The organism is Aminobacter sp. J41, from assembly GCF_000526635.1.
GTDB lineage: Bacteria > Pseudomonadota > Alphaproteobacteria > Rhizobiales > Rhizobiaceae > Aerobium.
The window spans coordinates 14,248-28,862 of the sequence record NZ_JAGL01000003.1; the positions used below are offsets into that span (position 1 = coordinate 14,248).

A 14,615-nucleotide genomic window follows, 5' to 3' on the forward strand; every position below is an offset into this window, starting at 1 on the left:
GTTACTCGACGAGGGCAGCGCGGATCTTCTCGGCATTTGCCGCCAGCACGCCCTGGTCTTCCATCTGGCCGGTGTGCGGCTTGAGTGCGACACCCTCGAAGCGCGGAATGACGTGGACATGGAGGTGGAATACCACCTGCCCCCCGGCGCTCTCGTTGAACTGCTGAACCGTCACGCCATCAGCAGAGAATGCCTTTTTGACGGCACGTGCGAGCTTCTGTGTGGTCTTCGCAACGGCAGCAAGGCTGGCTTCCTCGACGTCGAGGATGTTGCGGGCCGGCTGCTTCGGCAGCACGAGGCAGTGGCCGTCGCCGCGCGGCATGATGTCCATGATCGCGATGGTGTCGTCGTCTTCATAGAGCTTGTGGGATGGCAGCTCGCCGCGCAGGATCTTGGCAAAGACGTTGGTCGGATCGTAGGCAGGTGTCGTCATCGAAGCCTCTGGTTCGCTCGGTTGGTATGTTATCAGGGGAATAGGATATTGGCGCGCCCGGTCAACTGTCAGGATGCGGCTTCGGGGTCCTTGCGGAACGGCGTTGCGTCCTCCAGCCACTCGCCCACCTGTTCCACCTCTCGTCGTTCCTGCTCGAGGTAGTCGGCGACCGCCCGGCGGAAGCCGGGATGAGCGATGTAGTGCGCCGAATGGGTCGTTACCGGCCGGTAGCCGCGCGCGAGTTTGTGTTGGCCCTGCGCGCCGGCCTCCACGACGCGCAGTTTTCGCGAAATCGCGAACTCGATCGCCTGATGGTAGCAGACCTCGAAGTGTAGGAATGGATGGTCCTCGATGCAGCCCCAGTTGCGGCCGTACAGTGTGTCCGAGCCAATGAAGTTGATGGCGCCGGCAATGTAGCGGCCATTGCGGCGGGCCATGACGAGCAGGATGTCGTCCGCCATCCGCTCGCCGATCAGCGAGAAGAACTGCCGGTTTAGGTAAGGCCGGCCCCACTTGCGGCTGCCGGTGTCCATGTAGAAGGCGAAGAAATCGTCCCACACCGCTTCGGTGAGGTCGCTCCCCGTAAGCCACTCGATGGTAATGCCGGAACTCACTGCCTCGCGGCGCTCGCGCTTCAGCGCCTTGCGCTTGCGAGAAGCAAGTGTGGCGAGGAAATCATCGTAGCAATCGAACCCTTCGTTGAAGAAGTGAAACTGCTGGTCGATGCGATGGAGGAAGCCTGCCTCAGTAAGCGCGTCGATGTCGTCGCCCTGGGCGAAGGTGACGTGGACCGACGAGGTGCCGAGCGTGTCGTTCAGCGCCTTGAGGCCGTTGGCGAGCGCGGCCCGAACAGCATTTCCGTCGAACCCCTCGCGGACCAGCAGGCGAGGGCCGGTTGCCGGGGTGAAGGGAACAGATACCTGCAGCTTCGGATAATAGTTGCCGCCGGCACGCTCGAAGGCATCGGCCCAGCCGTGGTCGAAGACGTACTCGCCCTGGCTGTGGCTCTTGGCATAGCAGGGCACTGCCCCCACTAGCGTTCCGTCAGGCGCTTCGAGCCGCAGGTGCCGAGGGGCCCAGCCAGTTCGTGCCGTCGCGCAACCGCTTTCTTCGAAAACTCTCAGAAAGTCATACGAAATGAACGGGTTATAGAGCGAAATTGCACTGGTAGAAGAAGTGCCGGAGAGTAGATTCCACTCTTCCGGCCGGAAGTCGTGCATCCCCGTGACCGCACGCAGGACGAAGTCGCCGGCACTTCCTTCTGAAACACTGCGCTCGCTCGTGGCCATAACGCATAGATACGCGCCTCAAGGAGCGATGCAAGTGCGGCCTAGGCCTCGTAACCCTCGAAGGTGACCTGATCCGCGTACCCGGCGGTCGTGTCGCGCGCCTGCTGGTCCCGAACCGTCCAGGTGATGACCGGCATGGCAAGCTTTTCACGCACGAAGCAGATGAACGGGTTGGGCAGATCGGAGACGCTGAACGAGACGAACGAGATCGGATGCGCCAGCATCGAGAAGTGGAGTTCGAGGTCGCGGATGCCCTTGCCCTCGGCCGTCAGGCCGCCCGGAATGCCAGGCGCGTCTTCGGCGAAGCGGCGGACCAGCCAGTGGTCGAACGACATGATCGCCGCCTGGCCCTTGTAGCCGGAGAGGACGGAAGCCACGGCCTTCACGAGGCCGTTGTCCTTGCCCTCGATGCCCTTGAGCTCGATCACCAGCGGCACGCGGCCGCCGATGACATCGAGTAGCTCGCGCAGCGTCGGCGCATGGTCGTTGGTGCCACCGATCTTCATCGCCGCCATCTCGGCAGCCGTCTTTTCGTAGATGAAGCCCTTCTGGCCGGTCAGGCGCTCGAGTTCCGAGTCGTGGAACACGACCGGCACCCCGTCGGACGAGAGGTGGACGTCGCACTCGATCGCATAATTGCGCTCGATTGCTGCGCGCGCCGCCGAGAGGGTGTTCTCCCAGCGGGTCTTGTTCATGTCATGATAGCCGCGATGGGCAATCGGCCTCTGCGTCAGCCACGAGATGTCGGTCATGTCCTGATGTCCGTCTGGGCGGGGTACTGTTACTTGAGCTCGACGATCGCCTCGATCTCGACCGGGGCGTTGAGCGGAAGGACCGCAACGCCAACAGCCGAACGGGCATGCTTGCCCCGCTCGCCGAGCACCTCGGCCAGGAAATCGGAAGCACCGTTGGCGACAAGGTGCTGCTCGGTAAAGTCAGGCGACGAGGCGACGAACACGGTGATCTTCACGAGGCGCGCGATCTTTTCGAGATCGCCCGTGGCAGCCTGGATCTGGGCGAGGATGTTGATCGCGCAGGCGCGCGCCGCAGCCTTGCCGGCCTCGGTGTCGACGTCACGGCCGAGAAGGCCGGTCGAAATCAGCTTGCCGTCGACCAGCGGCAGCTGACCGGCCGTGAGAAGCAGGTTGCCGCTCTGTGCAAACGGGACATAATTGGCGGCAGGGGCAGCTGCAGCAGGAATGGTGACGCCAAGATCGGCCAGCCGTTTTTGGATTGTGTCGCTCATGCTCTCTTCCCTATGCTTGCGCGCAGGCGCGGGTCAGGCGCTGTGATGCCCCGCTTCTGCCACGAATAGCCTTTCTGTTAAATACCAGTTTGCGGCATCGCCGCGTCGGGGAGATTACACATGCGCGCCGCGTGCCTTGCCTTGCCGTTCGTCCTGTCCGCTGCGCTCCCTGCTCAGGCAGGTCCGCTTTTACCCCACCGCGCGGTCTACGACCTTGCCCTCGAGAATGCCTCGGATCGTTCCGGCATTACTGGAATCGCGGGGCGCATGGTCTATGAGTTCAACGGCTCGGAGTGTGACGGCTACACGGTCAAGTTCCGATTCGTGACGCAGATCGACACGCCCGACATAACGCGTATCACCGACCAGCAGACGACGACGTTCGAGGACGGTGACGGCAAGACCTTCAACTTCGTCACCCGCTCCTTCGTCGACTCGGTCATGGACAAGGAAGTGAAGGGTTCGGCGAAGACCGAAGGCAGCGAGACGGTCGTGTCGCTCGAAAAGCCGGAGAAGCAGGAATTTGCGCTCGAGAAGACTCAGTTCCCGACGCAGCATCTCCTCGAATTGCTCGACAACGCCCGCAAGGGCGAGACCTTCTACGAGACGACGCTGTTTGACGGTTCGGAAGATGCCGACCGGATCATGACGACCACTGTCATTATCGGCAAGGGTTCAACGCCAGCTGCGAATGATCCGGAACGTAAGGCGATCAAGACGCTCGCCGATGATGAGTTCTGGCCGGTCGACATCGCCTATTTCGACCTCAAGGGCGATCAGGGCGAGGAGATCCCGACCTACCGGATCAGCTTCAAGCTGCACGAGAGCGGCATTACCCGCGACCTCATCATGGACTACGGCGACTTCTCCATGACCGGCACGCTGGTCGATCTCGCCCTGTTCGAGCCGGCAAAGGACTGCGCCCAGTAACGGCTGCCCATGGCTGTCTATGTCGATGATGCGATCTGGAACTTTGCCGGTCGCAAGTGGTGCCACCTGATGGCCGATTCGGAAGAGGAGCTGCATCGCTTCGCGGCACGGCTCGGCGTGCATCGCTCTTCCTATCAGGGGCCGCCGAAGACGGCAGCGCCTCACTACGACATCACGGGATTCGAGCGGGACCGCGCCATCCGCATGGGCGCGCTGGCGGTAAGCCGAGCCGAAATTCTTGCGGTGTACCGCCGGGTGAGGCGGCCTGGCGAAAAACTACGCCGTCAGCTTGTCTAGCCGGACGGTTGCCTTTTCTCTTCGTCGCCTATATATGCGCGACCATTCCACACGCGGACTTGGTTTCATCCGGGAGAAATCCGGCTGCGACCGCCGGTGGCGCGGAGCTCCGCTTCTCGTCATGTCCGTGGAGGCTAACCGGAAAGGAAAAAGAAAATGGCACTGCCTGATTTCAGCATGCGCCAGCTCCTGGAAGCTGGTGTTCACTTTGGCCACCAGACCCACCGCTGGAACCCGAAGATGGCTCCGTACATCTTCGGCGCTCGCAACAACATCCACATCATCGACCTTTCGCAGACCGTGCCGCTGCTGCACCAGGCTCTCAAGGTCGTTTCGGACACCGTTGCCCGCGGCGGTCGCGTTCTATTCGTCGGCACCAAGCGTCAGGCTTCGGACATCGTTGCTGAGTCTGCTGCCCGTTCGGCTCAGTACTACGTCAACTCGCGTTGGCTCGGCGGCATGCTGACCAACTGGAAGACGATCTCGAACTCGATCCAGCGCCTGCGCAAGCTCGACGAGCTGCTCGCTGGCGAAGCCCTCGGCTTCACCAAGAAGGAGCGCCTGAACCTCGAGCGCGAGCGTGAGAAGCTGAGCAAGGCTCTCGGCGGTATCAAGGACATGGGCTCGACCCCGGACCTGATGTTCGTGATCGACACCAACAAGGAAGCTATCGCCATCCAGGAAGCCAAGCGCCTTGGCATCCCGGTCGTCGCGATCGTCGACTCGAACTGCGATCCGGACAAGGTCGACTACCCGATCCCGGGCAACGACGACGCCGCACGCGCTATCCAGCTCTACTGCGACCTGGTTTCCCGCGCTGCGATCGACGGTATCGCTCGTCAGCAGGGTGCTCTGGGCATGGACCTTGGCGCTTCGGAAGAAGCTCTGGTTGAGCCGACGCTCGAAGCAGACGGCAACGACGCGTAATCCCGTTGGCCGCTTCGTGCGGCTGCAGACTTGAACTTCGGGCAGGCGCACCTGGAAATCCATGGTGCGCCGCGCTCTTTTGAAAATACCGGATTTGAAGAGGCGACAATGAGCATTTCTGCTGCACAGGTCAAACAACTGCGCGAGATGACCGGCGCGGGCATGATGGACTGCAAGGCTGCGCTGGCCGAGACCAACGGCGACCTCGAGGCCGCTGTCGACTGGCTGCGCGCCAAGGGCATTGCCAAGGCCGACAAGAAGGCCGGCCGTACCGCTGCTGAGGGCCTGGTTGCCGTCGCTGCCGACGACAACGGCGCCGTCGTCGTCGAGGTGAACTCCGAGACCGACTTCGTTGCCCGCAACGACGCCTTCCAGGACATGGTCCGCAAGATCGCCACGGTTGCTCTCGGCACCGACGGTTCGGTCGAGGCTGTTGCCGCTGCTGGCTACGCAGACGGCAAGTCGGTTGCCGACACCATCAAGGACGCCATCGGCACCATCGGCGAGAACATGAACCTGCGCCGCTCGGCCAAGCTGACCGGCACGGTTGCGACCTATATCCACAACGCGGTTTCCGACGGCCTCGGCAAGCTCGGCGTTCTCGTTGCTATCGAGACTTCGGGCAATGCTGACGCTGCCCGCGCTTTCGGCCGTCAGGTCGCGATGCACGTTGCTGCTACCAGCCCGCTCGCTCTGACCGCTGAAGAGGTCGATCCGGCCGCTGTTGCCCGCGAGAAGGAAATCTTCTCGACCCAGGCTCGCGAGTCCGGCAAGCCGGAGAACATCATCGAGAAGATGGTCGAAGGTCGCATGCGCAAGTTCTACGAGGAAGTCGTGCTGCTGAAGCAGGCTTTCGTCATGAACCCGGACGTCACGGTCGAGCATGCCCTGAAGGAAGCCGAGAAGGAAATCGGCGCTCCGGCGAAGATCACCGGCTTCGTCCGCTTCGCTCTCGGCGAGGGCATCGAGAAGGAAGAGACCGACTTCGCTGCCGAGGTTGCAGCTGCGGTCAAGAGCTAATCGTTCTTCCCAGCCATTCACTGGTAACGACAGGGCGCCGCGTGACATCGCGGCGCCCTTCGTGTATCGGGGCACCGCATTCATGAATTTGCCGAGGGAGCCCATGCCGAACACGCCAAAATATCGTCGCGTCCTTCTGAAGGCTTCGGGCGAGGCCCTCATGGGCAATCAGGGATTTGGCATCGATGTCGAGGTGGCAGATCGTATAGCCGCCGACATCAAGGAAGCCCGCGAGATGGGCGTCGAGGTGGGCGTCGTCATCGGCGGTGGCAACATCTTCCGCGGCGTGGCGGTTGCCTCCAAGGGCGGTGACCGTGTGACGGGCGACCACATGGGCATGCTGGCGACCGTCATCAACTCGCTCGCCCTGCGCACGTCGCTCATCAAAGCGGGCGTCGACGCGGTGGTGCTTTCGGCCATCGCGATGCCGGAGCTCTGCGAAAGCTTCTCGCAGCGCCAGGCGACCGCCTACATGAATGCGGGCAAGGTCGTCATATTTGCAGGCGGTACCGGCAACCCGTTCTTCACGACCGACTCTGCCGCGGCGCTGCGAGCTGCAGAAATCGGCGCTGACGCGCTGTTCAAGGGCACCCAGGTTGATGGCGTCTACTCGGCCGATCCCAAGAAGGACCCGAACGCGACGCGGTACGACAAAATCACGCACGAGCAAGTCATCCGCGAGGGCCTCGCCGTCATGGATACGGCGGCGATTGCGCTTGCGCGTGAGAACAACATTCCGATAATCGTCTACTCGATTCATGAAAAGGGCGGGCTCGGCGCGGTCCTGCGTGGCGAAGGCCGTTGCACGGTCGTCAGCGAAACGTGACGAAGCCAGCTCCTAGATTTCCCACAATCAGCGCCGACCATAAGGCAGCGGAGGATTACCGATGACCAACGGAGTCGATTTCAACGACATTCAGCGTCGCATGGACGGCGCCGTCAACGCTTTCAAGCATGACCTTGCCTCGCTGCGTACTGGGCGCGCCTCGGCAAACCTGCTCGATCCGATCCAGGTTCAGGCCTACGGATCGACCATGCCGATCTCCCAAGTGGGTACGGTCAGCGTTCCGGAGCCGCGAATGATCTCGGTGTCCGTCTGGGACAAGCAGCTGGTGGGTGCGGTGGATCGCGCCATCCGCGAGTCGAACCTCGGCTTCAACCCGATTGTTGACGGCACGACCCTGCGCATTCCTCTGCCGGAGCTCAACGAGCAGCGCCGCAAGGAACTCGTGAAGATCGCTCATCAGTACGCTGAGAACGCGCGTGTCGCCGCTCGCCACGTACGCCGCGACGGCATCGACGCCTCGAAGAAGGCGGAGAAGGATGGTGTCATCAGTCAGGATGATGCCCGCGTTCAGTCGGACCGTATCCAAAAGATTACGGATGACACGATCGCACTGATCGATAAGCTGCTCGCCGAGAAGGAAGCAGAGATCATGCAGGTCTAGGCCTCGCGGCCTGACGCCTGGTCTGCTTCTCGGGGGAAAGGAACCGGGATTTGAAACCCGAGCACATCGCGATCATCATGGACGGCAACGGCCGGTGGGCGAAAGCTCGCGGCCTGCCGCGCATTGCCGGGCACAGGGCCGGCGTCGAGGCGCTGCGCCAGACCGTGCGGACCGCAGGCGACCTCGGGATTCCGTGGCTTACCGTCTACGCATTTTCCTCCGAAAACTGGTCACGGCCGCAGTCGGAGATCAGCGATCTCCTCGGCTTGCTGAAGACCTTCATCCGCCGCGATCTCGCCGAGCTGCACAAGGCTGGTGTCAGGGTGCGGATGATCGGCGCGCGCGAGGGGCTCGCTAAGGACATCCGCCTCCTCATTGAGGAGGCCGAAAGCCTGACCGCTGGCAATACGTCACTCAACCTGGTGATTGCCTTCAACTATGGCAGCCGCGACGAGATCGTCCGGGCGACGCGTTCGATTGCCGAGGCGGTTGCCGCCGGCTCGATGCGTCCGGAAGATATCACCCAGGAAAGCTTCGCAAAATTCCTCGACACGCACTTCGTGCCGGATCCGGATCTCATCATCCGCACAAGCGGCGAGCTGCGCCTGTCGAACTTCCTGCTCTGGCAGGGGGCCTACAGCGAGCTGGTCTTTCTGCCGTGCTACTGGCCGGACTTTGGCAAGGCCGAGTTGCTGGAAGCCATCAAAAGCTTTGGGGCGAGGGAGCGGCGCTTTGGCGGCGTGACGCCGGCACGGGACGTCGCCCTATGACGGCGGCGGGCGGTCGCAGCAATTTGCAGCTTCGCGTGATGTCGGCAATCGTGCTTGCGATCGTCGTGCTTGCGCTGACCTGGGCCGGCGGCTTCTGGTACCGGATGCTGTCGGCCGTCATCGGTGCGGCGGTTCTCTACGAGTGGACCAGCATGGTGCTGCCGAAGGAGAAAGTGGTTCACCGCGTCCTCCTAGGGCTCCTGTTCCTGCCCGTTCTTGCGCTTCTCGTCATCGGCTATCCCATCTTGCCGACGCTGATTGTTCTCGTGGCGGTTTTCCTGGTCGCGCTGATCTACGGCGTGGCGACGAAATCCGGCCTCTGGCCGTCGCTCGGCGTTATCTATGCCGGCATCAGCGCCATTTCGCTCGCTGCCCTGCGCAACGACGATTCGTCCGGCCTTGCGGTCACGATCTTCCTCTTCGCGGTCGTATGGGCGACCGACATTGCCGCATATTTTGTCGGCCGGAAGTTCGGCGGCCCGAAGCTCGCGCCTTCCATATCGCCCGGCAAGACCTGGAGCGGCGCCATCGGCGGCACGCTGGGTGCTGTCGTTGCGGGCCTCATCGTCGCGTGGTCCTATGGCACCAGCTGGAACATCGTGGCGCTGTTCGTCCTCATCCTGGTGCTCTCCGCGATCTCGCAGATCGGCGACCTGTTCGAATCGTCCATTAAGCGGCGCTACGGGGTAAAGGACTCGAGCCAGCTCATTCCGGGCCATGGCGGAGTGATGGACCGTGTCGACGGGCTGGTGGCGGCAGCGGCCGCACTGTTCATCCTTGGCGCGGTCTTCGTGTCACCGGATTTCCCCGCTCATTTCCTGTTCGCCCGGTGACCACCGCGGAACTGTCCACTATGGTCAGCTTCGGACACGGATTTGCCCGTATTGATCCTGTATCTGGGCGAAGGAACAAGAGCGGGCAGGAACCGAAGTGAACGACATCCTGGGCACATTCTTCAGCCTCGACAACATCATCTTCACGACGCTGATTCCCTTCCTGTTCGTGCTGACCGTCGTCGTCTTCGTGCACGAAATGGGGCACTACCTCGTCGGCCGCTGGTGCGGTATCGGCGTGCGCGAGTTCTCGATCGGCTTCGGCCCAGAGCTGTTCGGCTTCTTCGATCGCAAGGGGACCCGCTGGAAGCTTTCCGCCATTCCGCTCGGCGGCTACGTGAAATTCGTCGGCGACATGAGCGTGACCAGCGATCCCTCGACGCAGGAAACGGGCGTGCTGACGCCGGAGGAGCGCAAGGGCGCGTTCCATCTCCAGCCGGTCTGGAAGCGCGCCGCGACTGTATTTGCGGGCCCCTTCGCCAACTTCCTGCTGACGATCGCCGTCTTTGCGGTGATGTTCTCGCTCTATGGCCGCTACGTCTCGGAGCCGATGGTGGCGGAGGTGCGGCCGGGCAGTGCGGCCGAGGAGGCAGGCTTCCAACCGGGTGACCGTTTCGTTTCGGTCGATGGTAAGCGCGTGACGACATTCGGCGACGTTCAGCGCCTGGTTTCGGGGCGCGCCGGCGATACCATCACTTTTGTCATGTTGCGTGGCGAGAAGGAAGTGACCCTGACCGCGACCCCGCAGCTCGTTGAGCAGCAGGACGCGCTCGGCAACACCATTCGCATCGGCATCATCGGTGTCGTCAACAATCAGGAACTCGGCCAGCCCCGCCACATCGAATACGGGGTGGGTGAGGCGCTGGTCGAGGCGACGAAGGAGACGGGCCACATCATCGCCCGCACCGGGCAGTTCTTCCAGCGCTTCGTGACGGGACGCGAGGACCGCTGCCAGCTCGGTGGACCGGTCAGGATTGCCGACATGGCAGGGAAGGCGGCTGCGCTCGGCTTCGAGTGGCTGGTTCAGCTGGTGGCGATGCTGTCAGTCGGAATTGGGATTCTCAACCTCCTGCCGATTCCCCCTCTTGATGGCGGACATCTGGCGTTTTACGCAGCGGAAGCCGCCTTGCGCCGTCCGGTGTCCGAGCGCGTGATGGAGATGTTCTACCGGGCGGGGCTGTTGGTTGTGCTCGGCTTCATGATGTTCGTGTTCTGGAACGACCTGTTTGGTTGCTGAAAGATGAACAAAATGATCGGCTTGCTAATGAAATTGACGGCGCATTTACCATGGCGCGGCTTACCCGTGACGCTAATGCCACGGCCGGTGATTAAGTAAATGGATCTTAACCAGAACCCTTGCGTGTAGGCGAAATCCGGGTAATACGGTACGACACTTGTGACAGCCACGTCCGGTGTTCTCGCCGTGGGGACTACGAGAATAAAAGGTTTCAGAGCCCAATGAAGGCAGCTTCTAATTTGTTCGGCGCCGTTTCGGCGATCGCTATCTCGGCCGGCGTTGTGGTGAGCGGCGCAGGCGCATTGCAGCTGGCAACCGTGGCCGTCGCAGAAGCCGCCGTGGTCAACAGGATCGAAGTCCGCGGCAACCGCCGTGTCGATGCGGAGACGATCCGCAGCAACATCGCGATCCGTCCCGGCAGGAATTTCAATAACGACGACGTCGACGAGGCTGTGAAGCGCCTGTTCGCTACCGGCCTGTTCTCCGACGTGCGCATCAATCAGGCTGGCGGCGCGCTCGTCGTCACCGTCGACGAATACTCGATCGTCAACCAGGTTTTGTTCCAGGGCAACAAGCGCCTGAAGGACGAGGACCTCATCCGTCAGATCCAGCTGCAGCCGCGCGGCTCGTTCTCCAGCGCGACCGCCGAGGCTGACGCCGAAACCATCCGTCAGGCCTACGCTCGCGTCGGCCGCGAGGGTGCGAATGTTTCCTACCAGGTCGTCGACCTCGGCGAGAATCGCGTCAACGTCGTCTTCAACGTGGAAGAGGGCGGCCGCACCAAGATTTCGTCGATCACCTTCGATGGCAACTCTGCCTACTCCGACAGCCGTCTGCGCGACGTCATCTCGACCAAGCGCTCGGGCGTTATGTCGTGGCTGACCCGCAATGACATCTACGACGCGGATCGTCTGCGTGCCGACGAAGAGGCGCTGCGTCGCTTCTACTACAACCGCGGCTATGCTGACTTCCGCGTGATCTCGTCGTCTGCGCAGCACAACGACCAGACCAACTCCTACGACATCACCTTCGTGGTGGATGAGGGGCAGCGCTACCGCTTCGGCTCGATCGAGGTCGAGAGCACGGTCGAAGGCCTGTCGCCGGAAGTCCTGCGCTCGCAGATCAAGACCGTCGAGGGCAAGTACTACTCGGCCAAGGACGTCGAGGACACGCTGCTCGGTCTCTCCGAGCGTTCTGCTGACCTTGGCTACGCATTCGCGCAGGTTACCCCTCGCGGTGACCGCAATTTCGAGAACGGCACGATCTCGGTCGTCTACACCATCGACCAGGGTCCGCGCGCCTACATCGAGCGCATCGAAATTCGCGGCAACAGCCGCACCCGCGACTACGTCATCCGTCGCGAGTTCGACGTCAGCGAGGGCGACGCTTTCAACCAGGTCCTGATTCAGCGCGCCAAGCGCCGTCTTGAGGCTCTGGACTTCTTCCAGACCGTTAACATCGCGACCGCTCCCGGCTCTGAGCCTGACCAGGTTGTTCTGGTTGTTGATGTCGTTGAGAAGTCGACCGGTGAATTGTCGATCGGTGGGGGTTACGCGACCGGTGGTGGTCCGACCGGCGGTTTCTCGGTCGAAGGCTCGATTGCAGAGCGCAACTTCCTCGGCCGCGGCCAGTCCATCCGCCTCGCTGGCGGTGGCGGCAAGAACTCGCGCGACTACCAGCTGTCGTTCACCGAGCCGTACTTCCTCGGCCGCCGTATTTCTGCGGGCTTCGACATCTTCCGCAACACGCGCGAGTACGATGAGTACCATAGCCAGCTGACCGGTGGCACGATCCGCTTCGGCCTGCCGATCACGCAGGGCCTGAGCACGCAGGTCGCGTACAACTACACGCAGGAAAAGTACAAGTTCGACGACGACTGCATCCAGGAAGGTGGCTCGCGTTACGACTGCCGTGACGACAATGTGCTGTCGAAGCACATTCAGGATGCGATTGACGAAGGTACCTGGACGAAGTCGTCGGTCAGCGGCTCGCTGATCTACAACACGATCGACAACATCCAGAACCCGCGCAACGGCATCTACGCCAACTTCACGACTGAAGTCGCCGGCCTTGGTGGAGATGCGAAGTGGGCGAAGTTCACGGCTCGCGGCAGCTACTACAAGCCGCTGGTCGATGAGCTCGACCTGGTTGGCCTTCTCTCGGTGGGCGCCGGCCACATTATGAGCTACGGCTCGGGTGAATTGCGGGTGTTCGACCACTTCCAGGGCAACGACCGCATGATTCGCGGCTTCCGCCACAACGGCATCGGCCCGTACGATCCGGATGTGAACCGTCGCCGCGACAGCTACCACCTGGGTGGCACCACGTACTTCAATGCGTCGGCTGAAGTGCAGTTCCCGCTGCCGTTCCTGTCGGAGAGCCTCGGCTTCCGCGGTGCAGCCTTCGTCGATGCCGCGACGCTCTATGGCAGCGACATCGCCGGTGCAGCCGGGACCGGCATGGAGTGGCGTGCTTCTGCGGGCGCCAGCATCATCTGGGCCTCGCCGTTCGGTCCGCTGCGTGTCGACTACGCTGTGCCTTTCAAGAAGGAAGCTACCGATCGGGTGCAGGAGTTCAGCTTCGGCATGTCGACCCGGTTCTAGTCACAGCAATAACTCTTCCGGGCCGCTCGCGGCCCGGATAAGAAGGCTCGCATGACGGACCCGGTTTTCTTTCAAGCGTCGCGCACTTTCACCGCAGCTGAAATTGCGGCGCTGACGGGGGCGGAGCTTCGCACTCCTGAACACGCTTCGATGACAGTGGCGTCACTGGCGTCTGCCGAAAACGGCGGCGCCGGTGCGCTTGTCTTTGTCGAAGGGCGCCGCAACGCTGGGCTGCTCAAGGGCATTGCCGGCGGCGTGTTGCTGTGCACCGACGACGTGTCCAAAGACGTGCCGGCTGGTATTGCCGTTCTCGTTTCGAAGGCACCGCAGCAGGATTTTGCGAGCATCGGCCGCTTGCTGTTCCCCGCCGCTGCGCGTCCGGTCTCGGTGACCGGTGAGACCGGGATCTCGAAGGCTGCCTTCGTTCATCCGAGCGCGACCATTGAAGCAGGCGTGATCGTCGAGCCAGGTGCGGTCATCGGCGCTGATGCCGCAATAGGCGAGGGGTCCATAATCGGCCCCAACTCGGTCATTGGCGCCAACTGCAAGATCGGGCTCGAGTGTTTCGTGGGGCCTGGTGCCAGCATCCAGCACGCTATGATCGGCAACCGGGTGATTGTGCACGCCGGCGTTCGCATAGGCCAGGATGGCTTCGGGTTCGTCGGCGGACGGACCGGCCCCGAGAAGATGCCGCAGGTTGGCCGCGTAATCATCCAGGACGACGTCGAGATCGGCGCAAACACCACCATTGACCGCGGTGCGCTGTCCGACACAGTCATTGGCGACAAATCGAAGATCGATAATTTGGTCCAGATCGCGCATAACGTGCGCATCGGACGCGCCTGCCTGATTGCGGGCCAGTGCGGAATTTCCGGCTCCGTCACCCTCGGCGATGGCGTGATGATGGGCGGCAGCGTTGGCATTGCCGATCACATCAATGTAGGCTCCGGCGCGCAGATCGCCGCCAGGTCGGGTGTGATGAACGACATTCCGGCCGGCGAACGGTGGGCTGGCGCCCCCGCGCGGCCGATCAAGGATTTCTTCCGCGAAGTCGCCGCTATCCGGAAACTGATTACTCCAAGAACAGAGAAGGGACAGGGCGATGGCTGAGGAAACTCAGGGCAACACGCTTGAAAGCCTCGACATTCTGCAGATTATGCGGCTGCTGCCGCACCGCTATCCGTTTCTGCTGATCGACCGCGTCATCGAGATCGATGAAGACAACTCCGCGATCGGCATCAAGAACGTCACTTTCAACGAGCCGCATTTCACAGGACATTTCCCGGAACAGCCTGTCATGCCGGGCGTCCTCATCATCGAGGCCATGGCGCAGACGGCCGGCGCGATCTGCATCCGCAAGACCGGACTCGACAAGCCTTCGCTGGTCTACTTCATGACGATCGACAACGCGAAGTTCCGCAAGCCTGTCGTCCCCGGTGACCGCCTCGAGATCCACGTGAAGAAGCTCAAGCAGCGCGGCAACATCTGGCGTTTCGCCTGCGAAGCAATTGTTGAAGGCAACAAGGTTGCCGAGGCCGAAATTTCGGCCATGATGTCGCCTAAGACGGCGAGCTGACGGAGA

16 protein-coding genes are annotated in these 14,615 nt (G+C 62.2%); 12 read left to right on the top strand and 4 right to left on the bottom strand.

Going from position 1 to position 14,615, the window contains the following annotated elements:
- Position 1: 1 nt before the first annotated feature.
- The 4 genes from L630_RS0102935 to L630_RS0102950 form a co-directional block, all read right to left on the bottom strand.
- Positions 2-433 carry an HIT family protein gene (locus tag L630_RS0102935; protein ID WP_024846790.1) on the bottom strand — a complete coding sequence of 144 codons (432 nt, stop codon included), beginning with the start codon at positions 431-433 and terminating at the stop codon, positions 2-4.
- Between the two features lie 68 nt (positions 434-501).
- Entirely contained in the window at positions 502-1,653 is a 1,152-nt protein-coding gene (locus L630_RS0102940; protein ID WP_245263644.1) for a GNAT family N-acetyltransferase, read from the bottom strand.
- 110 nt (positions 1,654-1,763) lie between these two features.
- Positions 1,764-2,474, bottom strand: coding sequence for a glycerophosphodiester phosphodiesterase (locus tag L630_RS0102945; RefSeq protein ID WP_024846792.1), 711 nt, complete (start codon positions 2,472-2,474; stop codon positions 1,764-1,766).
- Positions 2,475-2,503: 29 nt separating this feature from the next.
- Positions 2,504-2,968 (bottom strand): RidA family protein, encoded by a 465-nt coding sequence (locus tag L630_RS0102950; protein WP_024846793.1) that lies wholly within the window; start codon positions 2,966-2,968, stop codon positions 2,504-2,506.
- A gap of 120 nt (positions 2,969-3,088) precedes the next feature.
- Between L630_RS0102950 and L630_RS0102955 the strand changes: the two genes are divergently transcribed.
- The 12 genes from L630_RS0102955 (at position 3,089) to fabZ (ending at position 14,609) form a co-directional block, all read left to right on the top strand.
- On the top strand, positions 3,089-3,898 hold the full coding sequence (locus L630_RS0102955) for a cell envelope integrity EipB family protein (protein ID WP_024846794.1): 810 nt from the start codon (positions 3,089-3,091) through the stop codon (positions 3,896-3,898).
- A gap of 9 nt (positions 3,899-3,907) precedes the next feature.
- Positions 3,908-4,195, top strand: a complete 288-nt coding sequence (locus L630_RS0102960; protein WP_024846795.1) for a DUF4031 domain-containing protein — start codon at positions 3,908-3,910, stop codon at positions 4,193-4,195.
- 156 nt (positions 4,196-4,351) lie between these two features.
- Positions 4,352-5,122: a 30S ribosomal protein S2 gene (gene rpsB, locus L630_RS0102965; protein WP_034329246.1), complete on the top strand. Its 771-nt coding sequence runs from the start codon at positions 4,352-4,354 to the stop codon at positions 5,120-5,122.
- Positions 5,123-5,230: 108 nt separating this feature from the next.
- On the top strand, positions 5,231-6,142 hold the full coding sequence (gene tsf / locus L630_RS0102970) for a translation elongation factor Ts (protein ID WP_024846797.1): 912 nt from the start codon (positions 5,231-5,233) through the stop codon (positions 6,140-6,142).
- A 103-nt stretch (positions 6,143-6,245) separates the two neighbouring features.
- On the top strand, positions 6,246-6,968 hold the full coding sequence (gene pyrH, locus L630_RS0102975; protein ID WP_024846798.1) for a UMP kinase: 723 nt from the start codon (positions 6,246-6,248) through the stop codon (positions 6,966-6,968).
- Between the two features lie 61 nt (positions 6,969-7,029).
- Positions 7,030-7,590, top strand: coding sequence for a ribosome recycling factor (gene frr / locus L630_RS0102980; RefSeq protein WP_024846799.1), 561 nt, complete (start codon positions 7,030-7,032; stop codon positions 7,588-7,590).
- 50 nt (positions 7,591-7,640) lie between these two features.
- Entirely contained in the window at positions 7,641-8,360 is a 720-nt protein-coding gene (locus tag L630_RS0102985) for an isoprenyl transferase (protein WP_024846800.1), read from the top strand.
- Positions 8,357-9,193, top strand: coding sequence for a phosphatidate cytidylyltransferase (locus L630_RS0102990; RefSeq protein WP_024846801.1), 837 nt, complete (start codon positions 8,357-8,359; stop codon positions 9,191-9,193). The genes L630_RS0102985 and L630_RS0102990 overlap by 4 nt, the downstream gene beginning before the upstream one ends.
- A 97-nt stretch (positions 9,194-9,290) precedes the next feature.
- On the top strand, positions 9,291-10,430 hold the full coding sequence (gene rseP / locus L630_RS0102995) for an RIP metalloprotease RseP (protein WP_024846802.1): 1,140 nt from the start codon (positions 9,291-9,293) through the stop codon (positions 10,428-10,430).
- 221 nt (positions 10,431-10,651) lie between these two features.
- Entirely contained in the window at positions 10,652-13,033 is a 2,382-nt protein-coding gene (gene bamA / locus L630_RS0103000) for an outer membrane protein assembly factor BamA (protein ID WP_024846803.1), read from the top strand.
- Positions 13,034-13,084: 51 nt separating this feature from the next.
- Positions 13,085-14,143 (top strand): UDP-3-O-(3-hydroxymyristoyl)glucosamine N-acyltransferase, encoded by a 1,059-nt coding sequence (gene lpxD, locus L630_RS0103005; protein WP_024846804.1) that lies wholly within the window; start codon positions 13,085-13,087, stop codon positions 14,141-14,143.
- Complete coding sequence (gene fabZ / locus L630_RS0103010) at positions 14,136-14,609, top strand: 3-hydroxyacyl-ACP dehydratase FabZ (protein WP_024846805.1); 474 nt, start codon at positions 14,136-14,138, stop codon at positions 14,607-14,609. The genes lpxD and fabZ overlap by 8 nt, the downstream gene beginning before the upstream one ends.
- Positions 14,610-14,615: the final 6 nt, after the last annotated feature.